24 protein-coding genes, 1 tRNA gene and 1 other RNA gene are annotated in these 22,928 nt (G+C 43.9%); 22 read left to right on the top strand and 4 right to left on the bottom strand.

Features of this window, described 5'->3' with window-relative positions; translation table 11 throughout:
• Positions 1-2 precede the first annotated feature (2 nt).
• Entirely contained in the window at positions 3-905 is a 903-nt protein-coding gene (locus tag HMPREF9429_RS05905) for a fumarylacetoacetate hydrolase family protein (RefSeq protein ID WP_006942379.1), read from the bottom strand.
• A gap of 133 nt (positions 906-1,038) precedes the next feature.
• Between HMPREF9429_RS05905 and HMPREF9429_RS05910 the strand changes: the two genes are divergently transcribed.
• The 10 genes from HMPREF9429_RS05910 to hisJ all read left to right on the top strand — a co-directional run bounded on the left by HMPREF9429_RS05910 (position 1,039) and on the right by hisJ (position 8,017).
• A complete protein-coding gene (locus HMPREF9429_RS05910) occupies positions 1,039-2,715 on the top strand; it encodes a glutamine--tRNA ligase/YqeY domain fusion protein (RefSeq protein WP_006942380.1) in 1,677 nt (558 codons plus the stop codon).
• Between the two features lie 108 nt (positions 2,716-2,823).
• Positions 2,824-3,093, top strand: coding sequence for a DUF4321 domain-containing protein (locus HMPREF9429_RS05915; protein WP_006942381.1), 270 nt, complete (start codon positions 2,824-2,826; stop codon positions 3,091-3,093).
• 13 nt (positions 3,094-3,106) lie between these two features.
• Positions 3,107-3,667, top strand: a complete 561-nt coding sequence (locus HMPREF9429_RS05920) for a Maf family protein (protein ID WP_006942382.1) — start codon at positions 3,107-3,109, stop codon at positions 3,665-3,667.
• A complete protein-coding gene (gene radC / locus HMPREF9429_RS05925; RefSeq protein WP_006942383.1) occupies positions 3,664-4,353 on the top strand; it encodes a RadC family protein in 690 nt (229 codons plus the stop codon). The genes HMPREF9429_RS05920 and radC overlap by 4 nt, the downstream gene beginning before the upstream one ends.
• 67 nt (positions 4,354-4,420) lie before the next feature.
• Positions 4,421-4,495, top strand: a tRNA-Ile gene (locus tag HMPREF9429_RS05930).
• Positions 4,496-4,572: 77 nt separating this feature from the next.
• Complete coding sequence (locus HMPREF9429_RS05935; protein WP_006942384.1) at positions 4,573-5,274, top strand: tRNA (adenine(22)-N(1))-methyltransferase; 702 nt, start codon at positions 4,573-4,575, stop codon at positions 5,272-5,274.
• Entirely contained in the window at positions 5,241-6,035 is a 795-nt protein-coding gene (locus HMPREF9429_RS05940; protein WP_040773973.1) for a Nif3-like dinuclear metal center hexameric protein, read from the top strand. The genes HMPREF9429_RS05935 and HMPREF9429_RS05940 overlap by 34 nt, the downstream gene beginning before the upstream one ends.
• Before the next feature lie 12 nt (positions 6,036-6,047).
• Positions 6,048-6,689, top strand: a complete 642-nt coding sequence (gene thiE, locus HMPREF9429_RS05945) for a thiamine phosphate synthase (protein WP_006942386.1) — start codon at positions 6,048-6,050, stop codon at positions 6,687-6,689.
• Positions 6,690-6,733: 44 nt separating this feature from the next.
• Positions 6,734-7,081, top strand: an RNA gene (gene rnpB, locus HMPREF9429_RS08920) — RNase P RNA component class A.
• Positions 7,082-7,150: 69 nt separating this feature from the next.
• Positions 7,151-8,017 carry a histidinol-phosphatase HisJ gene (gene hisJ / locus HMPREF9429_RS05950; protein WP_040773976.1) on the top strand — a complete coding sequence of 289 codons (867 nt, stop codon included), beginning with the start codon at positions 7,151-7,153 and terminating at the stop codon, positions 8,015-8,017.
• 111 nt (positions 8,018-8,128) lie between these two features.
• Here hisJ and HMPREF9429_RS05955 read toward each other — a convergent pair whose 3' ends face one another.
• Positions 8,129-9,625: a pyruvate kinase gene (locus tag HMPREF9429_RS05955; protein ID WP_006942388.1), complete on the bottom strand. Its 1,497-nt coding sequence runs from the start codon at positions 9,623-9,625 to the stop codon at positions 8,129-8,131.
• 344 nt (positions 9,626-9,969) lie between these two features.
• On the opposite strand from HMPREF9429_RS05955, the gene HMPREF9429_RS05960 reads away from it, so the two are divergent.
• The 10 genes from HMPREF9429_RS05960 (at position 9,970) to HMPREF9429_RS06005 (ending at position 17,189) form a co-directional block, all read left to right on the top strand.
• Positions 9,970-11,193, top strand: a complete 1,224-nt coding sequence (locus HMPREF9429_RS05960; protein ID WP_006942389.1) for an aspartate kinase — start codon at positions 9,970-9,972, stop codon at positions 11,191-11,193.
• A gap of 6 nt (positions 11,194-11,199) precedes the next feature.
• Positions 11,200-11,499: a hypothetical protein gene (locus HMPREF9429_RS05965; RefSeq protein WP_006942390.1), complete on the top strand. Its 300-nt coding sequence runs from the start codon at positions 11,200-11,202 to the stop codon at positions 11,497-11,499.
• Positions 11,500-11,554: 55 nt separating this feature from the next.
• On the top strand, positions 11,555-11,923 hold the full coding sequence (gene acpS / locus HMPREF9429_RS05970) for a holo-ACP synthase (protein ID WP_006942391.1): 369 nt from the start codon (positions 11,555-11,557) through the stop codon (positions 11,921-11,923).
• An 11-nt stretch (positions 11,924-11,934) separates the two neighbouring features.
• Positions 11,935-13,593, top strand: coding sequence for a bifunctional ADP-dependent NAD(P)H-hydrate dehydratase/NAD(P)H-hydrate epimerase (locus HMPREF9429_RS05975; protein WP_006942392.1), 1,659 nt, complete (start codon positions 11,935-11,937; stop codon positions 13,591-13,593).
• A 102-nt stretch (positions 13,594-13,695) separates the two neighbouring features.
• On the top strand, positions 13,696-14,820 hold the full coding sequence (locus HMPREF9429_RS05980; RefSeq protein WP_040773980.1) for an N-acetylmuramoyl-L-alanine amidase: 1,125 nt from the start codon (positions 13,696-13,698) through the stop codon (positions 14,818-14,820).
• Between the two features lie 161 nt (positions 14,821-14,981).
• Positions 14,982-15,293 (top strand): 50S ribosomal protein L21, encoded by a 312-nt coding sequence (gene rplU, locus HMPREF9429_RS05985; protein WP_006942394.1) that lies wholly within the window; start codon positions 14,982-14,984, stop codon positions 15,291-15,293.
• On the top strand, positions 15,293-15,601 hold the full coding sequence (locus tag HMPREF9429_RS05990; RefSeq protein WP_006942395.1) for a ribosomal-processing cysteine protease Prp: 309 nt from the start codon (positions 15,293-15,295) through the stop codon (positions 15,599-15,601). The genes rplU and HMPREF9429_RS05990 overlap by 1 nt, the downstream gene beginning before the upstream one ends.
• A 20-nt stretch (positions 15,602-15,621) precedes the next feature.
• Positions 15,622-15,906, top strand: a complete 285-nt coding sequence (gene rpmA, locus HMPREF9429_RS05995; protein WP_006942396.1) for a 50S ribosomal protein L27 — start codon at positions 15,622-15,624, stop codon at positions 15,904-15,906.
• Between the two features lie 226 nt (positions 15,907-16,132).
• Positions 16,133-16,762 (top strand): ECF transporter S component, encoded by a 630-nt coding sequence (locus tag HMPREF9429_RS06000; RefSeq protein ID WP_040773983.1) that lies wholly within the window; start codon positions 16,133-16,135, stop codon positions 16,760-16,762.
• Between the two features lie 52 nt (positions 16,763-16,814).
• Positions 16,815-17,189: a hypothetical protein gene (locus HMPREF9429_RS06005; protein ID WP_040773986.1), complete on the top strand. Its 375-nt coding sequence runs from the start codon at positions 16,815-16,817 to the stop codon at positions 17,187-17,189.
• A gap of 290 nt (positions 17,190-17,479) precedes the next feature.
• On the opposite strand, the gene HMPREF9429_RS06010 is transcribed toward HMPREF9429_RS06005, so the two are convergent.
• The gene (locus tag HMPREF9429_RS06010; RefSeq protein WP_006942400.1) at positions 17,480-18,097 is read right to left on the bottom strand and encodes an SAP domain-containing protein; all 618 of its coding nucleotides are present in this window, start codon (positions 18,095-18,097) and stop codon (positions 17,480-17,482) included.
• 297 nt (positions 18,098-18,394) lie between these two features.
• On the opposite strand from HMPREF9429_RS06010, the gene HMPREF9429_RS06015 reads away from it, so the two are divergent.
• Positions 18,395-19,246, top strand: coding sequence for a polysaccharide deacetylase family protein (locus tag HMPREF9429_RS06015; RefSeq protein WP_006942401.1), 852 nt, complete (start codon positions 18,395-18,397; stop codon positions 19,244-19,246).
• A gap of 74 nt (positions 19,247-19,320) precedes the next feature.
• Here HMPREF9429_RS06015 and HMPREF9429_RS06020 read toward each other — a convergent pair whose 3' ends face one another.
• Entirely contained in the window at positions 19,321-20,880 is a 1,560-nt protein-coding gene (locus HMPREF9429_RS06020; RefSeq protein ID WP_006942402.1) for a putative polysaccharide biosynthesis protein, read from the bottom strand.
• Positions 20,881-21,241: 361 nt separating this feature from the next.
• On the opposite strand from HMPREF9429_RS06020, the gene HMPREF9429_RS06025 reads away from it, so the two are divergent.
• Positions 21,242-22,690: a [FeFe] hydrogenase, group A gene (locus tag HMPREF9429_RS06025; protein ID WP_040773989.1), complete on the top strand. Its 1,449-nt coding sequence runs from the start codon at positions 21,242-21,244 to the stop codon at positions 22,688-22,690.
• The last annotated feature ends 238 nt before the right edge of the window (positions 22,691-22,928 follow it).

Raw genomic sequence — 22,928 nt, forward strand, 5'->3', positions numbered from 1 at the left:
CTTTATTTGACAGTATTTTTTAATGTACCGATGGAAGAGATTGTTATTTCAATACTATCTCCCGACTTTAAATAACGAGGCGGATTAAATCCTACCCCTACGCCGGCCGGTGTACCGGTAGCTATAATGTCGCCGCACGATAATGTTGTACCCGAGGAGAGTTGAGAAATGAGCGTGGGGACGGTAAAAATTAAATCGTCCGTACTCGCATCTTGACGCACCTCGCCGTTTACCTTCGTAACAATATTAAATATGTCGGGAGCGGCGTCACGTAATAAGATATACGGGCCTACGGGGCAGAAGGTGTTCAAACTTTTGCCGTGAAACCATTGTTGGTGTCGGCGTTGCAAGTCGCGGGCAGTCACATCATTCAAAATTGTAAAGCCGTAAACATAATCCATGGCCTCATGCTCGGGAATGTCCGTGCCGGTCTTGCCGATAATGACAGCCAATTCGCCTTCGTAGTCCACTTCGGAAGTTACGTTTTCGTGAAGATCAATGGTATCGTCCGGACCGATAAGAGATGTAGCGGATTTCGTGAAGAACACCGGATATTTCGGCTTTTCTACCGTTGTGACCTTATCGAACTCGGCAATGTGTTCACAATAGTTTTTACCGACACATAGGATATTGTGAATCGTGTCGGGCAAGGGAGTCAGAATATGAACCGTATCTAAGGTCTTGGGTTGCACGGCTTCGGTCCTTTCATTTTGTTCCAGACTGTCAGCCAGAGCCAAGAGTCCTTCAGGACCTTGGGCAATGAATTCCGACAGGGTTTCGGGCAGGGGTGTAAAGAACGCTTCTTCCAAGGCAATAGCACTGTATACGCTTTTTTCGTCGGGCGTAAGAACTCCCCACTGAACGAAGCCGGCGTCTTCAAAGGTTACGAGTTTACGAATTTCCATTTCAAATCAGCTCCTGCATATAAGATGGATTTATTATAACACAGTCGGCGTCCTTTCGCCGCTTTTTCAGTACTGGAAGGGCTTTTTTATTTATGATACAATTTAAACACTAACGGAAAGAAGGAGATGCCTCATGGACCAGGAAAACACCAAAAATTTTATTGAACTTATTATAGATAAAGACAATGAAACGGGAAAATACGGAGAACGTGTACACACTCGTTTTCCGCCCGAACCGAACGGGTATTTGCACCTCGGACATGCCAAGTCCATTTGCCTCAACTTCGGCATCGGGAAAAAATATAAAGGCTTGACCAATCTGCGCTTTGATGATACGAACCCGTCAAAGGAAGATGTGGAATACGTGGAATCCATTAAGCGGGACGTGGCTTGGCTCGGATTTTCCTGGGAAGATCGTCTTTACTTCGCATCCGATTATTTCGATATTTTTTATAAGCAGGCCCTTAAGCTCATTAAAAAGGGCAAGGCTTATGTAGATGACTTGACGGGAGAACAAATCCGTGAGTATCGCGGTACCTTCAGTCAGCCCGGTAAAGAAAGCCCTTATCGGAATCGTTCTATTGAGGAAAACTTACGTCTGTTTGAAGAAATGAAAGACGGGAAGTATGCTGACGGAGAAAAGGTATTGAGGGCTAAAATAGACATGGCCAGTCCGAATATTAATATGCGTGATCCCGTTTTATATCGAATCATTCATGCGTCTCACCACCGTACGGGGAATAAATGGTGCATTTATCCTATTTATGACTTTGCTCATCCTTTGGAAGATGCTATAGAACGGATTACTCATTCCATTTGTACCCTTGAATTTGAAGACCATCGTCCTTTGTATAATTGGGTTGTTGAAGAATGGGACGATCCGGAAAATCAAAAGCCTCAGCAGATTGAATTTGCACGCCTTAATGTGGCCAATATGGTTATGAGTAAGCGTAAACTACGACTTCTCGTTGAGAAAGGTCTGGTCAGCGGTTGGGATGACCCTCGCATGCCGACTATTGCCGGTATCCGCAGGCGGGGTTATACTCCTGAATCAATTCGCAATTTCTGTGAACGTATCGGAGTAGCCAAGGCGGACAGTACGGTAGAACCTGCATTTCTCGAATCGTGTATTCGCGAAGATTTGAAACTGAAAGCGCCTAGATATATGACCGTAGTCGATCCGATTAAAGTCGTTTTGACCAACTATCCGAAAGACCTTACGGAAACAGTAGTTGCCGATAATAATCAGGAAAATGAAGAAATGGGAATGCGTCTGATGACTTTCAGTCGAGAATTGTATATTGAACGGAGCGACTTTATGGAAGAGCCGGTCAAAAAATTCTTCCGCTTAGCCCCGGGAAAAGAAGTTCGCCTGAAATATGCATATATTATTAAATGCGAAGAAGTCATTAAAGATGCAGACGGCAATATTACTGAATTACGTTGCACTTGCGATATGGACAGCAAAAGCGGTAGCGGCGCCAATGCTAACCGTAAGGTAAAAGGTACCTTACACTGGGTTAACGCTGCCGATGCGGTTGATACGGAATGCCGTTTGTATGAATCGTTGTTGAGAACCGACAGTGAAGGTGATGACGGTGACTTCTTGAGTCAAGTCAACCCGCACAGTCTTATGGTGACGCAAGGTAAGGCCGAAGCCGGCTTAGGTGATTTTAAGGAAGGCGATAAGTTTCAATTTCTGCGTCAAGGTTATTTTGTCATTGACCGAGACAGTCAGCCGGGACATTTGGTAGTCAATCGTATTGTCGGCTTACGCGATACATGGGCTAAAATGCAGCAAAAAGGATAGACGTAAAAGGGATACCGCTCTCTTTCTGAGAAGGTATCCCTTCTTATATTGCCGTTAGAGACAGTTGTTTGTATAATAAATTTATCAGGTTGTTATCGGAGGAATAAGATGAAGTCTGCAGGATATAAGAGTATACCCGTATTATTGCTGTTCTTAATTGTCGGCGGTATTTTAGGCGGCATTATAGGCGAGGTTTTGTCGGGTTTGAGCTTCGGAAGTATTATGCCCGATTTGGTTCGCCATTATGAAATTTTTAATATTCACAATGTAACATTGAATTTATATGTTATGGAGCTTACGCTCGGTATTCATTTTGCCCCGAATCTTCTCAGTATTATCGGAATTTTAGTAGCTGTATTTATTTACAGACGAATTTAGGAGGTTGACAGGTATGCTGATTTTAGCATCCGGGTCGCCGCGTCGCAGGGAGTTATTGGAACAAATAGGCGCGGCCTATGAAGTAAAAGTCGGTACATATGCCGAAGATGTGCCGAAAAACGATGATCCCGAGAAGTTTGTTATTAGACAGGCCGCCGGAAAGGCGGCATCCATTGCCGAAAAGTATACAGGCCGGTGGGTACTGGGTGCCGATACGGTAGTGGTATCCGACGGTAAAATATTGGGAAAGCCTCGCTCTGATGAAGAGGCTATGTCCATGTTGCATCGATTATCGGGCAAAACCCATGCCGTTTATACGGGCATTGCTTTGCAGAAAGATGACGGTGTATGGACTCATGCGGAAATGACCCTGGTTACTTTCAGAGATTTGACTGAAGACGAAATTGAGGCTTACGTAGAAACGGGAGAACCGTCCGATAAGGCCGGTGCTTACGGAATTCAAGGGCGCGGAGCTATATTGGTTGAAAAGATAGAAGGCGATTACACGAATGTCGTAGGCCTTCCTTTAAGTGCCTTGTATGTACTGGCAGGAATTGCCGGTATGTGCTTATGAGCGCAGAGTTAAAAAAACTGGCTCCCGGTGAGCGGCCGCGGGAACGTTTCTTTCACCATGGTGCCGCTGCAGTTTCAGATCAGGATTTATTGGCCATTTTATTGCGTACGGGCACGAAGGGACAGTCGGTTTTAGACGTTTCACGGTGTATTCTTCGTACCTTGCCGGAAGAAAATATTTATTACTTGGGAGAGACGGATGTCAGACGTCTTTGTACCGTAAAAGGAATAGGCAGGGATAAGGCCGTCACTTTGTGTGCCGCTATAGAGTTGGGCAAACGAATTGCCCGTCAGAGAGTAAAGGCAAACGCCAGGGATTTCAGCAGTCCCTCTACAGTGGCCGACTATGTAATGGAAGACATGCGCTGTTTGAGACAAGAAAAATTTTCAGCCTTGTACGTGTCTTCCAAAAATAAACTGATTGCCTTACGAGAGCTGACGAGCGGGACACTCAATGAAAGTCTGGCTAAGGCCAGAGACGTCTTCAGATATGCTTTGGAATACAATGCGGCGGCGGTTATTCTTATACATAACCATCCCAGTGGCGATCCGACCCCTTCAAAAGAAGATATAAAAGCCACTCAATGTATTGCTGAGGCCGGTCGAGTCATGGGAATTCCTGTTTTGGACCATATTATTATCGGTGACGGAACCTATGTCAGTTTGTGTGAGAGAGGCTATATATAAGCCATTCTTGACTGACTCGCGCGGATTGTCGTATAATAATCAGGCAAGGTTTAAAGCCTTGTCTACCGGGCCTATAGCTCAGCGGTAGAGCCACCGGCTCATAACCGGTTGGTCCTTGGTTCGAACCCAAGTAGGCCCACCACATGTAAACAAAGCTATTTCGCACTGTTGCGGGATAGCTTTTTTTATAAACCGTGAGAAAAGCAAGTGAGGTTTTATATGAAATTATCAAAACGTCTTTCAGCTGTAGCGAAAATGGTGCCTGTCAATACCACCCTGGTTGATGTGGGGACGGATCATGCCTATTTACCCGTATATTTGTGTGAACAGGGGATTTGTCCGCATGTAGTAGCGTCCGATGTTGCACCGGGTCCCTTATCGTCCGCATCGACTCATACGGCTCAGGCCGGACTTGCGGATCGCATTGATTGTCGTCTGGCAGACGGCTTGTCAGCTGTAAGTATCGGTGAAATGGACGGTGCCGTTCTGTGCGGTATGGGCGGCAAATTGATGATGCGAATTCTTGAGGCAAGATTCGACCTTGTGAGACAATTGAAGTATCTTATCTTACAGCCTCAAAGTGATGCCGATGCATTGCGTCGATATGCGGTTGAACACGGTTTTCGTATAACAGAGGAAACATTGATTAAAGAGGACGGTCGCCTATATCAAGTATTACGAATTGAACCCGGTAAAGAAGCTGATTTTCCTTCCTGGCAGTATGAGACGGGACCGCTCAATTGGAATAATAAGAATCCGTTGTTAGGCGAGCTGATAGATGAAATAATACGCAAAAAAGACCGTTTTCTGAAGGGCATGGAAGCGGCAGGCCGCTTCGAAGACGCTGAAAGAACCAAAAAGGAAATAGCTGAATGGGAGGAAAGAAAATGTCTGTGTCATTTAAAGCGATCATTGATGTAATGGAAAATCTGGCACCTTTGACTTTAAAAGAAGACTGGGATAACCCGGGCTTACTTGTAGGAAATCCGGAACAGGAAGTGCAATCCGTCTTATTGACGTTGGACGTAACAAAAGAAAATGTATGCTACGCTGTAGATCATGGTTTTGATTGTATTATCAGTCATCACCCCGTAATTTTTTCGGGAATTAAGGCTTTGAGAACGGATACGTATGACGGTCGGATGTTTGCACAGTTATTGTCTCACAATATAGGCGTATATTGTTCTCATACCAATCTGGATTCGGCAACGGGAGGGGTTAACGACGTTTTAGCCTCCCTCTTGGAACTTCATGACGTGCGGCCCTTAGACGGAGAAGAAGGCAGTTCGATGGGGAGAATCGGCAGACTTTCTGAGGCCATGAGCCTTGCTGAAGTCATGGAATATATTAAGGTAAAGTTGAATCGACCTGTCTTACCTTATGGCGGCAAAGAAAAAGAAATAGTAGAATCAATCGCTCTTTGCGGCGGGGCTGCTACGTGTTTCATGAATGACGCCGTTCGTGCCGGTGCGGACCTGTATCTTACGGGCGATGTAAAATATCATGATTTTCAGCAAGCGGTAAAAGACGATATATTTTTAGTTGACGGAGGACATTACGGAACGGAATTTCCCGTCGTATTCGAGCTGCAACGCCTGTTACAGACAGAAAGTGAGAAACGGGGTTGGGAAGTAAACTTCGTTGTTGATTCGACGAGTCGTGATTTTATTTCATATCTTTAAGGAGGGTGAATAATGACTAAAGAAGAACATATTCAGCGTTTAAAGGATGATCCTATTTATGTGGTCATGGGCGAGGCCTTATCTTTGGGGCGTAAGAATACGGAAGTAGCGAAAACCCTTTTAGATGTAGGCGTAAGAATCATTCAATATCGGGAAAAACATAAAACCTGGCGAGAAAAATATGCCGAAGCAGCGGAAATTGCGGTTATGTGTAAAAAATACGGAGCGACATTTATTATGAATGACTCCGTGGACTTAGCCGTTGCTTGCGGAGCCGACGGGATTCATGTCGGACAGGACGATGCACCGGTTCAAATCGTAAAGAAAATAGCCGGTCAAAATGTGTTTGTCGGCGTATCGACGAATACGACAAAAGAATTACAGGGGGCATTAGCAGACGGCGCGGACTATGTCGGCTTCGGGCCTATGTTCCCGACATCATCAAAGAGCGATGCCGATGAGGTCGTTACGGAAGAAACCATTCGCAGTGCCTTGGAATTTCCGCTTCCCGTCGTGACTATCGGCGGTATCGGTTTAGAAAATATTCGCACTTTATATGACAGAGGGTTCCGTTCCTTTGCCATGATCAGTGCTGTCGTATCGCAAAAGGATATAAAGAAAGCCGTTGACGACTTGAGGCAAGCTTTGAAATAGTTTTCTTGACGGGTTTACAAGAGATAGCGTATGATAATACACGATGAGTATGAAAGGTAATCGCCAGTACGAAGGTATTGGAGGAAAGTCCGAGCTCCGTAGGGCAGGATGCCGGATAACGTCCGGCGAAGGTGACTTTAGGGACAGTGCCACAGAAATGTGTACCGCCACGTAAGTGGTAAGGGTGGAACGGTGCGGTAAGAGCGCACCAGCGGTAAGGTAACTTGCCGGCTAGGTAAACCCCATCCGGAGCAAGACCGAATAGGGAAGGGATGAAGTTGCCCGCTGATCTTCCGGGTTGTGTCGCTCGAACAGGCCGGCAACGGTCTGTCTAGATAGATGATTACCACTGCGCAAGCAGAACAAAACTCGGCTTATTGATTACTCATCATTCGCAAATAAAAGGGACTGCTTTTCGAAGCGGTCCTTTTATTATGATGAAGCGTAAGAGGACGAAGCGTATGATTAATATGAAAGAAGAGCGACAGTTTATGGGAAACCGTGTCTATGGACGGCGAGTAGTCGACGGCCATGTACATACAGAGCTGTGTCCTCATGGAAGTGGTGATAAGACGGCATTAATGATCGAGAAGGCTATTGATTTAAAAATCGATAAAATTTGCTTAACTGAACATGCCCCCTTGCCGGTAGAGTTTAAGAACGTATATGGAGGTATTAAAGCCGGCTGTGATACGGGAGCGCTTAAAGCGGATCAAGTCGAAGTATATTTAGAGTTGGCTGAAAGGTTAAAAAAAGATTATGCAACCCGTATCAATATTTCCGTCGGCTTTGAAGTGGATTACCTGCCCGGATTTGAAGACTATACGCGCTCTTTTTTGAATGAATACGGGGCATTTACGGAGGATAATATATTATCATTACACTTCTTAGACGGATATGACGGGAAGTTTTATTGTGTAGACTACAGTACGGATGATTTCCGGAAAGCCTTCGGGCCTTGGCTTTTCGACCAAAATGCATTGTATTATAAATATTTTACCTGTTTAAAAAAGGCTGTGTGCACCGACTTGGGCAAGTACACTCCTGTGCGCATAGGGCATCTTGATCTAATAAAAAAATATAGACTGCACTTCGGCTTTACCAAACCTCTTGATGAACAAAATTGCCGCTTAATTAAAGAGATACTCCTTATTATGAGAAAACAGGGACGGCAGTTGGACTATAATATGAGCGGCTTTTTTAAGCCTCAATGTCGGGAAATGTATCCGAGTCGCTTCATTCAAGGCATGGCTGACGTATTGGGAGTCCCGTTTATACCCGGATCCGATTCTCATAGCGTAGAAGATCTGGAACGGGCCTGGGGATAAGGCAATGAGCTTTTGTGAAATACAGGGATGAATAAGACAGAGCTCTGCAGTCTGCGAAAAGATACGGGAAAAACAAAAAGACGTAACACAGGTGTGCTACGCCTTTTTAAATCAGTCTTTAAAAACTGTGTGCAGGGCAATACTGAGGGCTCGTAATTGAGGAGCTTTTTTACGCTGGTGTTCATTCATACGCCCTAAAATATCGCTGAGAATCGAAACGGCTTTTACAATATGAGGTCCTTTGTTGAGCATTACGCACTCCGCCCGTTCACCCATGGCGGCATCGGTTATTTCGGCTCGAGTTGGCAAGCCCGTCTTAACTAAAGTTTCCAGTACTTGAGTGGCCCAAATGACGGGGACATGAGCGGCTTCACAAATCCAGAGGATCTCCTCCTGAAGTTCCGATAAACGATGATAACCCGCTTCTACCGCCAAATCACCGCGAGCAATCATGACGCCGAAAGGTTGTTTGGAAGCGGCTTTTACAATGATTTGCGGCAGGTTGGCTACGCTTTCCTTTGTTTCTATCTTAGCAATAATAGCAATGGAAGAAGACTTTTTGCCCAGCCTCTTTTTCAATTCTCTTTGTAGCAGCTCAATATCGTCTCCATTACGCACAAAGGAGTAACCTATGCTGTCGGCGCGACCAATCATAAAATCCAGGTCTTCCAGATCTTTGGCGGTTAGGGGCGTAATGTCCAAGTGTGTTTCAGGAAAATTCAGACTCTTTTTAGGCTTTACACGGAAGCCTTTTTCTTTAGCAGCCGTAACGGTTAAAAAAGCTCCGTTATCAGTCATTTCAGTAACTCTGGCCGTGAGCTTTCCGTCATCGATAAGAACGGGGTCTTCCTCTTTTAACGTATTAAAGACTTCCGGTGCCGAACAGGCCAAGACAATTTTTCCGAGTGCCTCAGGCGGACAGACTCCGATGGATTGAGATAAGAAGAAGGAGTCTCCTTCCACTAATTTATCCGTATCGCCTGTAATAAGAACTCCCGAAATACGGATTTTCGGACCGGCCAAATCCATGTATACGCGACAATCTTTGCCTGTTTCCTTTTTTGCCCGTTCTAAATTATCCAACATAGCGGTCCAAACCGTGCGGTCATCGTGAGCACAATTGATGCGAACCGTATCCATACCGGCTTCCAATAAATTGCGAACAAGTTTGTAGTCATCAGCCGCTTCGGGCGGAAGGGTTACCATAATATGAGTATTTATATTATTGGCGGCTCCGAAGATAAGTCCCGTATTGTGGTCTAACAGTTTATCGCCGTGAAAGAACCACTTTTGTGACGGATAATTGATTAGATTTTCTTCTTTTTCACATAAACGGCCCAAGGTTGCCATGACGGCGTCAAGGTTAGCCATGGTACGGGCTTCGCTACGTCCTAAAGAGGAAAGTCCCAGGGGAAGAAGCCGTTCTTGAACGGGGCGTAGGTCGTGACAGCGAACAGCCAGATAATAGGCCAGGTTTAAAGCACTGAAACGGAAAGGACGTCTTTCAATGCCCGGCAACCAGGTACGAAAGAGAGCTTCGCCGTCATTCATAATATCTGCGCGTAAAGAATATAATTCTTCATATAAAGCGTCTATATGTTGTTTCATATTATCACGGTCCTTTCCGGTTTATAAGAAGGTAAATGGTATATTCCTTCTATAAACTCAGTATACGATGAAAAGAATGTGAAATAAATAACTTTTTCTCTGAAAAACCTCAATATGATAAAACCGTATAAAATAGCCAAAAGTCATGCATGGCAAGAATGAAGAATATTGTAAAACAGGTCATAGGTCTGTAAAACCGTAAAATTAGGCTGTATTGAGCCGGTATAATCTTTACTTTTAAAGGTCTCCATGCTATCATTCTGATTGTAATAGTTACTGTCGTGCAGTATGCGTAATTACTGATTCGGCACGATTATGAATCTGGTCAAAGCGAGGGAGTTAAGTTGGCATTAATTGTAAAAAAATTCGGCGGCAGTTCTGTCGCCACACCTGATAAAATGCAATCCATTGTGCAACGTGTGCTCAAGGGTATGAAAGAGGACGACCAGGTCGTCCTTGTCGTTTCCGCCATGGGTGATACGACAGATGAACTCGTTTCGCTGGCCCGTCAAGTTACATCAAAACCGTACGGTCGAGAAATGGACATGCTCCTTTCTACAGGCGAACAGATATCCATAGCCTTGATGGCTATGGCCTTTGCCGAAGCGGGGCACAAGGCTGTATCTTTTACGGGGGCTCAGGCCGGTATTGTAACGAGCAAGGCATATAACAAAGGCAGAATTTTGGAAATTAACGCCGAACGAGTCAAAGAGGCTCTGCAAGAAGGCAATATTGTCATTGTAGCCGGTTTTCAAGGTATGACGGATGATGGCGATATTACCACTTTGGGTAGAGGCGGTTCGGATACGACGGCCGTTGCCGTTGCCGGAGCTATAAATGCAGATGCCTGTGAAATTTATACGGACGTAGACGGTATTTATACTTCCGACCCCCGTGTTGTTCCGGAGGCGCGCAAGATGGAAGAAATAACGTACGGAGAAATGTTGGAAATGGCTAAACTCGGTGCAGGCGTTATGCAACCTCGTGCCGTTGAAATGGGCAGTCGGTTTAACGTTCCTATTCATGTACGTTCGACTTTTTCCGAAATAAAAGGAACAATGATACAGGAGGGTTATTCTATGGAAGTAAAGCAATACCTTATTCGCGGCGTGGCGGAAGATAAAAATGTAGCTAAAGTAACAATTCTCGGTGTACCCAACAAACCGGGGTATGCTTATCGTATTTTTGCGGAATTGGCAGATCACAATATAGATGTGGACATGATCGTACAAAGTGTAAGGGTTGCCAACGAAGGCGTGACGGACATTACCTTTACGGTAAGTCGGGATGATTCGGCTCTTGTACGCGATGTATTGGCTGAAATTCGTGATGAATTGAGCATTGAAGATATTCTCATTGATGAAAGAATGGGGAAAGTTTCTGTTGTAGGTGCAGGGATGGCCGGACATCCGGGTATTGCTGCCAGCATGTTCGGTATTATGAGTGATAACGGAATTAATATTGAAATTATATCTACTTCTGAAATCAGTATTACGTGCTTAATCGGTGAAGAATCTGTTGATAAAGCTGTACGGGCTATACATGCACACTTCTTTGATAAGGACTGAAAATTCATGACTGTACTTGATAATTTTACGGAAGAAATTTTACAAAGCGAATTGCCAAAAAACGTATTGCTTCATAATATGATTCGCGGTCTGGATAAGGAAAAACCGCCTCAGTTTGAAGTTCCGGCCAAAAAGTATACGTTTGAGTCCAATTTGCACGGTTTTTCTTACGATTATCAGCATAGTACAGTTACCATATCGTACAAGGTAGCAGATGGGGTCTATTCGGATGTGACCGTATCTTTTCGTACCTTCCGAGCCTATTTGGAAGGTTTGGCCGTTTGTGTACGCATGCAAAAATGGTAGATATATTTTAAACCTGTAACTGCGGTTGCAGGTTTGTTTTTTATGTGGAGGAATTATGTTCAGCGGTATTGATATTGTTCAAATTGCTCGCCTTGAATCTTTGGTTGAGGGGCACGAAGGACGTCTGGAGAGATTGTTTTCTCCGGCAGAGATCGCTTATTGTCGCCGTAAGGGGCAAGGTGCCGTTGCTTCCTATGCCGGACTATATGCAGCCAAGGAAGCTTTTTTTAAGGCATTGGGGAGCGGTTTTAGAGGCGGACTTTGGCGCGATGTGGAAGTAGGACATACTGAAGAAGGTGCACCCTATTTGATTTTACACGGTTATTATGCAGAAAAAGCGGCGGAAAAATCTGCCAATATGCCCGTTTTATCTATTTCACACGATGGTGATTATGCAATTGCACAGGTTGTTTGGGATGCGTAGGAGGCTATGAGATGAAAATATTAAGAAAAGCGGCGGATATGAAAGCTATAGATAAGGCGTCCATGAGTGAACCGTACGGCATAGCTCCGGCTGTATTGATGGAAAATGCAGGTCGAGCCGTCTGCGAAAAGGGCGGCGTATATGTCGGCGGTTGGAGCGGTAAAGATGTTATGATTCTTTGCGGAAAGGGAAATAACGGTGGCGACGGATTTGTAACGGCCAGACATATTCTGGCAGAAGGAGGTCGCGTGTATGTCTACGCTTTCGGAGAAAAGGACGGATACAGCGATGAAAGCAAGGCACACTTAAAGACGTTGGAAGCTATGTGTGACGGTGAACGTTGCAGCTTGATTTACTATAGAACGGCATCGGATTCAGCATTGTTAATAAAACAGTTGGATACCTGTCATGTCGTTATTGACGCCTTATTAGGGACAGGCTTCAAGGGGGAGTTGCGGGAACCGTATAAAAGCATAGTGATGGCTGTTAACGAAGCAGCCGCCGGTCGGCACGTGACCGTTATTTCCGTTGATATGCCCAGTGGAGTGAATAGTGATACGGGAGCTGTAAGCGGCTCTGAGTCAGAAGAGGGATCGGCTCCCGTTATGGCGGACTTAACCGTCACCTTCGGGGCTTTTAAACAAGGGCAGTTCCTTTACCCGGGAAAGGCTTGTACGGGAAAGTTGGAAATTGATCATATAGGAATTCCTGTTGCCTTGTCGGAACAATGTAAGGAAGCCGTTTTTTTGCCGGAACGGCAAGATGTTATCGATGCCGTCAGACCTCGACGTGTGGACAGTCACAAGGGAACGCACGGAACTGTAGCCGTCCTGACCGGCTGTAATGACATGGCCGGTGCCGCCTTGATGGCTGTTGACGGTGCCGTGCGTGCCGGAGCGGGAAAGGTTTTTTTATATACCCCGGCAGAAACGGCAAAGTATTGTATTGCAAGACAACCGGAAGTTATGGTTTGCGGTGTCGGACCGACAGGAACTCGTACCTTGGGAGGCAGTGAAGCCCGTGAAATAATAGATAATCTGGAAAATGTATCGGTTCTTGTTATGGGTCCGGGTATGGGAAAGCATGAAGGTGTATTTGATTTTATTAACTATATAGCAGAGAAAACGACCTGCCCCATGATAATTGATGCGGACGGCTTGAATTGTCTGGCAAAACATGATAAACAGGCTTTTTTTAAAAAGTATGGTAAGCGGACGGTAATTACGCCGCACCCGGCTGAATTTTCCCGTCTATCGGGTTTATCCGTCAGAGATATTAAGACGGATCTCATTAAAGCGGCTACGGATTTCGTACATACTTACGGCGTGAATCTGGTATTAAAAGGGGCTCCTACACTTACCGTGTCGGCTAAAACGGGTCACGTATATGTTAATAGAACGGGAAATGCCGGTATGGCGACAGGTGGTATGGGTGATGTATTGAGCGGAATTACGGCCGCCATGATTTGTCATGACGGTATTGACTCTTTGGCTGTTGCGGCTTGTGCAGCTGTGTATTTGCACGGTGCCGCCGGTGATTATTGTGCCAGACATATCGGTCCGTACGGATTTACCGCAACGGAGGTAGCATCCGCTGTGCCCAAAGTTTTAGCTCAATGGGATGAAGCTCGTCCCATGCCGGCCTTACAAGAACCGTATATAATGTCATAAAAATGTATCGAAACGGACAGAGAACAGCATGCATCATGTTTTACTCGTACAGAAACGATGTGCTATAATAATAAAACGTTGTTTGTAAAGGAGAGTGAAGTCATGAAAAGACTGTTATTCTTGTCCTTATTGGCAATCTTTTGTCTGGTTCCCGTACTGAACGGGCAAGCTGTTGATAAGGCTCAAGTCAGTTCCGTGCGCATAGCGACTCGTAATGATGCGAATACGCCTTTTGTTCGGACTGTTCTGGACGTAAATAAAGCGGTTTCCCCGAAACTCGGGATTGATAAAGACGGTAAATACGTTACCGTCACCCTGCCCAATACTGAAGTAGCCCAAAATCTGCAAACCAAGTACAATGCAGATACGAATATAGTTACCAAGATGGGGTTGGCACGTCGGATTAACGATACAGATGTAGTTTTTAAGGTTCCGAATGCGGTGACGGCCGCCGATGTCAAGGTCTTTACGCTCGGTCCTTCCGGCAGTGCTGCCAGTCGCGTTGTTATTGATATTAACGATAAATCCGGTAAGGTTAAACAGTGGAATAAATGGAAGCATTTGAATGTGGGCAGCAAAGGAATCGGTAAGACAGATCCCACGGTAGCATCTACAACAAAGCCGAAAGCAGTGCCTGTGTATAAACGATCGACAGAGGCCGGTTTAAGAGGTAAGGTTATCTGCATTGATCCGGGACATGGCGGCACGGATTCAGGCGCTGTAGGAGCCTATTCGCAAGAAAAGAATATTACCTTTGCCATTGCTCGTCGCGTACAATCCTTACTTTCCGCACAGGGAGCAACAGTCGTCATGACGCGTACAGCCGATGTGGATGTATACGGACCGAATGCCGGCGCCGTTGAGGAACTTCAGGCTCGTTGTAATGTGGCCAATATTGCCGGAGCTGATGCTTTCGTATCCATTCATATCGACTCCAGCGATTCAGCCGAACCCGGCGGTGTAACGGCTTACTATACGAGTGGCTCGCCCGACGGCCAGCGCTTGGCCACGGATTTACATGCCGCTAATATGAAAGCTACAACCTTTGATGATCGAGGGGTGCGTACGGCTAACTTCTATGTATTAAACCATACGGACATGCCGGCCACTCTCTTGGAACTCGGTTTTATGTCCAACCCTGCAGAAGAAAAAACTTTGAACACCGATGCGCAACAGCAAAGCTTTGCTGAAAGTATCGTCGATGGACTAAGTAAATTCTTTGCCTAATAAAACGAGGCTCTCATGTCTGTATTAGTTGACATGAGAGCTTTTGTCTTGTAAAATAGACTAGTCATAGCATACAGACGTGGCTGTGCATAAGCCGCATGAAGAGGCCTAAGTCCGCAAGGCGCCGTATTCAGCGAGTATAATGATGAGGAGGTGTCACCATGTACGCTATTATTAAAACGGGCGGTAAGCAGTACCGTGTTCAGGAAGGCGAAACGATTTTTGTTGAAAAATTGGAGGCTGAAGTTGATTCGGCTGTTGTTTTTGACGAAGTACTCGCTGTCGGCGGTGAAGGAGATTTGAAAGTCGGAACTCCCGTCGTATCCGGAGCTAAAGTAACGGGGAAAGTTGTTGCTCAGGGCAAAGAAAAGAAGATTCTTGTCTTCAAGTACAAAGCCAAATCCAACTATCGTCGTCGTCAAGGTCATCGTCAGCCTTTTACAAAGGTTGTCATTGAAAAGATTGAAGGCTAATGATACGCATTAAGATGGAGAAGGACAGACAAGGCAGATTATGCGGGTTTATCGTAGAAGGTCACGCCGACTACGCCGAAGAAGGATCTGATATTGTTTGTGCCGCCGTATCCGCTCTTACACAGACGGCTCTGCTCGGTATAATACGTTATGCCGGTGAAGAGAAGGTGGTGTATGAGCAAAGCGAGGGGTTTTTGGCAGCTCATACGTTGAGCTTTGTTCCGGAAGTACCTATCGTATTGGAGACGGTTGTCTCCGGATTAAATGAAATTGCACGACAATATCCTGAATATGTCGTGTTAACTTAGTAATTCGGGAGGTGAACGAAATGTTCAAATTTGATTTACAGCTGTTTGCTCATAAAAAGGGTGTCGGCAGTACGCGTAACGGTCGTGACAGCGAATCCAAACGTCTTGGCGTCAAATTACACGACGGCGTTGTCTGCAAGGCAGGCAATATCCTCGTTCGCCAACGCGGTACGCACTTCCATCCCGGCACGAATGTCGGTATCGGCAAAGATGATACATTATTTGCAAAAGTTGCAGGCAAGGTTGCATATGAACGTGCCGGCCGTTATAATCGCAAGGTAAGCGTATATCCGGTAGAAGCATAAGGATATAAGATAAAACTCCTTACAGTTATTGTAAGGAGTTTTTTTATGTAAATTCATGAAATTTGAATATAGTCAATAAAAAAAGTTTGTGATATACTGAACGTATCGTAAAAAAGATTGGCTTTCACTACGGGTATTATCAAAACGAGATACACCGAAAGGACGGTCTTTATTACGATCAATAAACGACTTGTATCTCAATAGAGAGCGAGAACGGAGGATGAAAATGGAAAAAGTTACGACCATGTCCGGGCGGCAAAGCTTTATGAATGTACGGCAGTTGACTATTGCCGGTCTGTTAACGGCTGTGACCGTTTTTTTAGGTGTCACAGGTTACGGTTTTATCCCCTTAGGTTTTATGAATGCCACCATATTGCATGTGCCGACCATTATAGCGGCTCTTACGGGGGGGCGAAGAGTCGGCATGACTGTAGGTTTTATGTTCGGCGTCTTTTCTTTTGTTCAGACCTTGCGGGCACCGGCAATGTTAATGCTTTTTGCCGTACAGACAAGTATCGTATATGATGCGGCTATCTGTATTGTGCCGCGTGTTTTATTGGGCCTTATTGCCTATGAAGTGTATGAGTTGGCGGGAAAAAGAGGTCTGTCCCTTTATACCAGGACGGCTCTAACGGCTGTAATTGCTACGGTTTGCCATACAGTTCTATTTTTGGGAATGTATACACTTCTCGTCGGCTCCGCTTTTGCAGAAGCACAGCAAATTCCCTTTACCAATGTCATTAATTTGATGATCGGCATTACGCTTACTAACGGAATTCCCGAAGCGATTGTCTGCGGGCTTATCGTAACTCCTGTAGTAACGGCATTGCGTAAGTCCGGTATTGTACGTTCATAAAAAATACCGCCTTCGGGCGGTATTTTTCACGGAAGCGGAGGGAGATGACGGAGTGGAAGTATTTGTCAATAATGAACGAAGAGAGCTGAAGGTAACGGACGTATTGACGGGAAAAGACTATGCAGCCGCTCTTATCTGCAGTGACCAGGTAGTGGATACGGATGAATATAATCGATTTGTTATGACTGAAACAGAGTATAATCGATGGAAAAATCTGTTAACCGTTTTACAGGAGTCTGAAGACTTGCGCCCCGACTTGATTCAGGCTGTAGGTAAGGAAAAGTTGGATAACTATATTTTTGAAGAAACGAAGTACCTTACTCAAGCTTCTTTGGTTATAAAGGAAGAAAATATCAGTTTAAAATTGCTAAAAAAAGCTTTACATGAAAAAAATTCGGTGTGGTTAAAGGAAAACGGTTTTGTCTAATTCCGAGAATCAATCTGAAATGAAAAAGAATGCTGATAATTCAACATTCTTTTTAAGTATTATTTGCAAAAAACAAGATATTTTGTCTGTTTAGCTACCAAAAAGATACCATAGCATCTTGTCGTGTATATACTAGTGAAACGCATTTGAAATACCAGTTAGCAACTCTTGCGAGTTTTCCCTATTTATTGTTCGCAATATAAATTGAAAATAGTCATGAAAAAGACGATAAATATTTTATTTCTATCGTCTTTAATATTTTATATTCCGTTCGACAAACTTGAAGTTGTTTACTTACAGTACTCTTCTATTTTGTAGCTATATTCTTTTAGAAGTCTCCGTGAATAAATTTTTTTATTTTTTGAATCTCTAACTTCTTTCCAAAGGATAGCCGCAACTTTTAACTTGTTGGAGTAATGATTGCTAAATTCATCTGCACAAAAGTCTTTTAGAAATTGATTCCATTGGCAAGCTGAATTATCATACTTGGCGTAGTCTGACTCTCCATAGTATATTTTAATCATATCTTGGATTGTAAAATTTATGTTGTTTTCCCGTTTTACTTTTCGCCAAGCTGTTGCCATATCAGCATTAAATTTAAACGGATTAACACCTGTTACAGCTGAAAAATAATCACGAAATTTCTGATTAAAGGAAAACCCACATTCAAGTAATGATGTATTTAGGGTTATTATTTCGGTTTGATTTTTGTTTCTTTTCCTCAAAAATTTTTCTACTCTATTTCCCTTAAAATATTGTTCTATAATATGATTTAATTCTTTTTTTGTACATCTGTATTCTAATCCAAGGTACTTACAAATTTGTGAAAGCTCTTCTCGATACCAGTAGTATCTGTTAAATTCTTCAAATGATTTTATATCTCTAAAATCAGGTCTATTTTCTTCCAAATGCTCACCTCTACAACTCCAAATTTATCTTATTATACCCAAAATACCCGTGCCACATAAAGCTATAACAGAAAATATTACAATCTTGTAATTACTGTATTTCTATTAAGCTTAACTTTGCCTTTTCTCTTGATATAGTCTTCAATATCAAACACATTCTTTTTATCTAAATCTTCAAGCAACTTCTAATTGAGTAAATCCTGTTTCTAATAGGGGGCATTTCGGTTATTCCCTTTTACAGTTTTGTGTAAACATGGTATGCTACATAAGTAAATCTACGGAGGGGAAGTTGAATCGGTGAAAAAAATATATGCTTGGGCTGTCGGTTTGGGATTGGCTTTTTTTGTTCTTTTTTTCGGAGTAATAGCTTATTGGTATTTTGCGTCGACGGACTATAAGCTGACAGGTGTACCTGTTCTCAATTATCACCAGGTAAACAATAAATTTCATACGGTTTTGACAATGAAACCGGAAAACTTTGAAAAGCAGATTCGTTATCTGAGTGAAAACGGGTACCATGCATTGACTCTGGAAGAATTTACGGACTATATGGACGGAAAGGGTGAATTACCCGACAAACCTGTTTTAATCACCTTTGATGACGGGTATGCGGATAATTACGAGTATGCCTACCCTATTTTGAAGAAGTATAAAATGACGGGTACCATATTCCTTATTACGGATTTTGTCGGCCGTCCCGGATACTTGACATGGGAACAGGTAAAAGAAATGTCGGATAACGGCATGGAGTTCGGCAGTCATACGCTCAGTCATAGACCGCTTGACAGTTTTGACCGAAACGGTATGAGACATGAATTGGTTGAATCGAAGAAGGCTGTTGAATGGAGATTGGGAAAGCCTTGCCTTTTTATTGCTTTTCCGGAAGGGAAGTTTACGGATACGGTTTTGGAAGAAACGCAAAATGCCGGTTATCGTTACGGGTTTACCGTAGATACGGGACGTGTATTTCCTTGGGATGATCCGTACAATCTGGACCGCGTACCCTTTTTTGAAGGCCCCGTAAGTTTTGAACACTTTCGCTTCCGCTTAACGTTAAGTGCTTTCAGTGCTTTGTTATGGAAAAGCCATAAATTCTTCGATCATATGGAATTTACCAAGCCCTTGGCAAAGACTATTCCCGAACCGTAAAATAAAGACTGCTAAAACAATCAGCCCCCGTCTTGACCGAAAAGGTTAGACGGGGGCTCTTATTGTGCCATTAATCAATTGTAGAAATATTTGCCGAAGAACGGCAAGCTTTGTGCATCCGTTCGTGTAAGGCCTTTAGTCAGGACCATAAGACCGATGTACAGTGCGGAGCCGCATACGGTTGTAGTCAAGAGTTGTAAGAAAAGGCTTGATGTGACGGCCGTAGACATGTCGTATAGAAAATACATGAAGATACCCATAACAGCCGCAATAATCGTGTTTCTAAAGACAACCTTAAAATCGAGAATATAGCCCGTATATTTGTAAATAAAAATGAGATTTAAGGCCGCAGCAACGCCGATATCGGCCGCAGTGGCGTAGGCGGCACCTGTAATTCCCAAGGACGGAACCGCGACGAGGAACCAGTTACACAGAACTTTGACGATGCAGGCTAAAAACATATTGATAACCGGTATTTTCGGTTTTTTCAGGCCTTGTAGTATGGCTGTCGTAATTTGATGCATACCTAAAAAACAGATGGCAACGGCAATAGCCTGAGTGGCATCTTTGGCAGCAGGGGCATTATAAATGAAGGTTACGACCGGTTCAGCCAGGACATAGAGCATGACGCTGAACGGTATGGTTACCAAGAGAGCGATACGTGCAGCTCCCGCTGTACGATTGTAGATTTCTTCTTTGTCTCCGAGCGTAAAGCTGTGACTAATGGCCGGGACCAGACTCATGGCCATGGCTGCTGTTAAGATGGTCGCCAAATTGATTAAAGGGACGGACATGCCTGTCAGATAACCGTAGAGTTCCGTAGCTTTATGTGTAGCAAAGCCGGCTACTTCCAAGCGATAAGGGACAATCATCAAGTCGAGGTTGGAAACAACGGGAAGCATAATACTGGCCATGGAAATGGGAACTGCCAAAACGATGAGGCGTTTTAAAATGCTAACAACCGATTCCTTTTCTTCATCGGGAGATGTTTCAGGGAGAGAACGTTTTAACTTATAGTAGAAGTATAAGAGTACCAGCCAAGCGGAAATACCGCCCATAGCAGCACCCAAACTGGCACCGCCGGCTGCATAATCGAGACCGTAGGGTAAGAGCAAGTAGGCAAAGGCCAGCATAGTCGCCACGCGCACAAGTTGTTCCACAATTTGTGATAAGGCCGTAGGCGTCATTTGCTGCCAGCCTTGCAGATAACCGCGGTAGCCGGCAATGACGGTAGTAAAGAAAATGGCAGGAACTAAAGCAATCAGCGAATAGTATGCACGACTGTCACGAATCAGATGGTATTCAATGAGAAGGGATGAAGCAAAGTAAACAATAATACTCAAGGCGACGGCTGCCGACATGAGTAGGGTGAGAGACACTCTAAAAACCCGCTTGGCGTTGCCGTAGTCTTTGCGAGCCGCTTTTTCGGCCGTAATAATGGAGATGGCAATAGGGATACCGGCGCTGGAAATTTCCAGTGCCAGCAGATAAATGGGAAAGGCCATTTGGTAGATGCCGATTCCTTCGCCGCCGAGAATACGCGACAGAATAATCCAGTTGACACTGCCGATAGCTTTGACGACAAAGCCTGATAAAGTGAGGATCAGTGTACCGGAAACAAATTTATTTGCCATAATTTCCTCTTTTCAACATAATTTATATATAGAGAGATCCTAATCGTTTAATAAAATAACAATTTATTCTAGCATATCTGAAATGGGGCTACAAGCAATGACCGCATCTATACAGACGGTGACGACTATTGTTGTTATAAGTGAAAGGAAAGTATGCGTTTAATAGCAGATAGGTATCGATTTTTCCTTTACAAAAGTTTGTGAAAAATAGTATTATTTATATAACTTGAACGCATGATATAAGAATAAGTATGTAGTTTGAGTCATAGGAAAACGGTAAAACTTACATATTTTTAAGAAAACACCCTGATATTGTTATGGAAATATAGGATGGGACATAAAAATAAAAGGAGTGAAGGCTGTGGAAGGCTTTGAATCAAAATATAAATTTTATGATAAACGGGTGCCTATTGCCGATGATAATCCGGCTGTGCATTTTGATGAAACAAAGTGTAAGAACTGCACCTTGTGTCGTAGAGCTTGTGAAACAACGCAGACCGTTCTCGATTATTATTCCCTGGAACGCACGGGAGATGTACCTGTTTGTGTTCATTGCGGCCAATGTGCCAATGCATGTCCCTTCGGTGCTATGATGGAAGTAGATGATACGAATCTTGTAAAAGCGGCAATTGCCGATCCTGATAAGGTTGTCGTTTTTCAGACAGCCCCGGCTGTGCGTGTTGCCATAGCGGAAGAATTCGGAGCTGAGGCCGGTACCTTTGCACAGGGGAAAATGATTTCAGCATTGAGAGCTCTCGGCGGAGACTATGTTTTCGATACCAATTTCGGTGCCGATATGACGATAATGGAAGAAACCAGTGAATTGGTACGGCGTATTACGACGGGAAATTTTGCCATGCCGCAGTTTACGAGTTGTTGTCCTGCTTGGGTAGAATTTGCCGAAACATTTTATGCCGAATACATTCCTCATTTATCATCGGCTAAGAGTCCCATATTAATGCAAAATACGACGGAAAAAATCTGGTTTGCTGAAAAAGCGGGGATAGATCCCAAAAAAATGGTAACCGTATGCGTTACTCCCTGCACGGCGAAAAAGGCGGAAATTAAGAGGAAAGAATTAAATGCCGCAGCCGAATATTGGCATATTGACGGCTTGAAGGATTCGGATATTTGTATTACGACGCGGGAACTTGCCAGATGGTTAAAGGCGGAAAATATCGACTTCAACACGTTGGATGACGGGATTTTCGACTCTCATTTAGGCGAAGCTTCCGGTGGAGGTATTATTTTCGGCAGTACGGGCGGTGTTATGGAATCGGCCTTGCGCTCGGCTTATTATTTCTATACGGGAAAACCTATGCCGGCTGAATATATTCCTTATGAACCGGTAAGAGGTCTTGACGGTGTCAAAGAAGCGACTATTGATTTTTCCGGGATTTCCCTGCATGTTGCCGTCGTCAGCGGACTTGGGAATGCTCGTCGTTTTTTGGATAAAATTATGGCCGACGGTACGTTTAAGGACTATACTTTTATTGAATTTATGGCTTGTCAGGGCGGCTGTATTAACGGTGGCGGTCAGCCTAAGGTGAAGATGCCCTTAGTGCAAAAAACGAATCAGGCGCGTATGAACTCCTTATACAAACGAGATTCGGAAGTGTCGATTAAGGCAGCGTGGGAAAATCCGGAAATTCAAGAACTGTACAGTGATTTCTACGGACAACCTTTATCCGAAAGGTCTGAAAAATATATTCATACCTTCTTTGAAGATAAGTCGGGGAATTTGGGGGAAGGCGGGGCCGTAACCCCGCAGACCAATCCGTTGTCGCCGAAATATAAACCGATAGAATAAAATTATAAATATTAAGTAAGGAAGTCGTTGTAGATGTGGAAGTCGTCTTTACAGCGACTTTTTTACAGTTTATGGACATTATACAACGGTAAACTACAATGTTTTAAGTGCTTTAAGCTGTCTGATATGATAAAAAGAGATAGATATTCATGTAGCCATTGATAATAAACATTACAAAAAGGATAATTATAAAATCTTTCTATTGCATTGTAATGTGAAAAGAAGTACAATCTATATA

This window comes from Megasphaera micronuciformis F0359, from assembly GCF_000165735.1.
GTDB classification, from domain to species: Bacteria; Bacillota; Negativicutes; order Veillonellales; family Megasphaeraceae; genus Megasphaera; species Megasphaera micronuciformis.

What these genes read in the sequence shown, in the direction of transcription:
- HMPREF9429_RS05905 (WP_006942379.1), bottom strand. Translation starts at nt 905, where the DNA reads ATGGAAATTCGTAAACTCGTAACCTTTGAAGACGCCGGCTTCGTTCAG.
- HMPREF9429_RS05910 (WP_006942380.1), top strand. Translation starts at nt 1,039, where the DNA reads ATGGACCAGGAAAACACCAAAAATTTTATTGAACTTATTATAGATAAA.
- HMPREF9429_RS05915 (WP_006942381.1), top strand. Translation starts at nt 2,824, where the DNA reads ATGAAGTCTGCAGGATATAAGAGTATACCCGTATTATTGCTGTTCTTA.
- HMPREF9429_RS05920 (WP_006942382.1), top strand. Translation starts at nt 3,107, where the DNA reads ATGCTGATTTTAGCATCCGGGTCGCCGCGTCGCAGGGAGTTATTGGAA.
- radC (WP_006942383.1), top strand. Translation starts at nt 3,664, where the DNA reads ATGAGCGCAGAGTTAAAAAAACTGGCTCCCGGTGAGCGGCCGCGGGAA.
- HMPREF9429_RS05935 (WP_006942384.1), top strand. Translation starts at nt 4,573, where the DNA reads ATGAAATTATCAAAACGTCTTTCAGCTGTAGCGAAAATGGTGCCTGTC.
- HMPREF9429_RS05940 (WP_040773973.1), top strand. Translation starts at nt 5,241, where the DNA reads ATGTCTGTGTCATTTAAAGCGATCATTGATGTAATGGAAAATCTGGCA.
- thiE (WP_006942386.1), top strand. Translation starts at nt 6,048, where the DNA reads ATGACTAAAGAAGAACATATTCAGCGTTTAAAGGATGATCCTATTTAT.
- hisJ (WP_040773976.1), top strand. Translation starts at nt 7,151, where the DNA reads ATGATTAATATGAAAGAAGAGCGACAGTTTATGGGAAACCGTGTCTAT.
- HMPREF9429_RS05955 (WP_006942388.1), bottom strand. Translation starts at nt 9,625, where the DNA reads ATGAAACAACATATAGACGCTTTATATGAAGAATTATATTCTTTACGC.
- HMPREF9429_RS05965 (WP_006942390.1), top strand. Translation starts at nt 11,200, where the DNA reads ATGACTGTACTTGATAATTTTACGGAAGAAATTTTACAAAGCGAATTG.
- acpS (WP_006942391.1), top strand. Translation starts at nt 11,555, where the DNA reads ATGTTCAGCGGTATTGATATTGTTCAAATTGCTCGCCTTGAATCTTTG.
- HMPREF9429_RS05975 (WP_006942392.1), top strand. Translation starts at nt 11,935, where the DNA reads ATGAAAATATTAAGAAAAGCGGCGGATATGAAAGCTATAGATAAGGCG.
- HMPREF9429_RS05980 (WP_040773980.1), top strand. Translation starts at nt 13,696, where the DNA reads ATGAAAAGACTGTTATTCTTGTCCTTATTGGCAATCTTTTGTCTGGTT.
- rplU (WP_006942394.1), top strand. Translation starts at nt 14,982, where the DNA reads ATGTACGCTATTATTAAAACGGGCGGTAAGCAGTACCGTGTTCAGGAA.
- HMPREF9429_RS05990 (WP_006942395.1), top strand. Translation starts at nt 15,293, where the DNA reads ATGATACGCATTAAGATGGAGAAGGACAGACAAGGCAGATTATGCGGG.
- rpmA (WP_006942396.1), top strand. Translation starts at nt 15,622, where the DNA reads ATGTTCAAATTTGATTTACAGCTGTTTGCTCATAAAAAGGGTGTCGGC.
- HMPREF9429_RS06000 (WP_040773983.1), top strand. Translation starts at nt 16,133, where the DNA reads ATGGAAAAAGTTACGACCATGTCCGGGCGGCAAAGCTTTATGAATGTA.
- HMPREF9429_RS06020 (WP_006942402.1), bottom strand. Translation starts at nt 20,880, where the DNA reads ATGGCAAATAAATTTGTTTCCGGTACACTGATCCTCACTTTATCAGGC.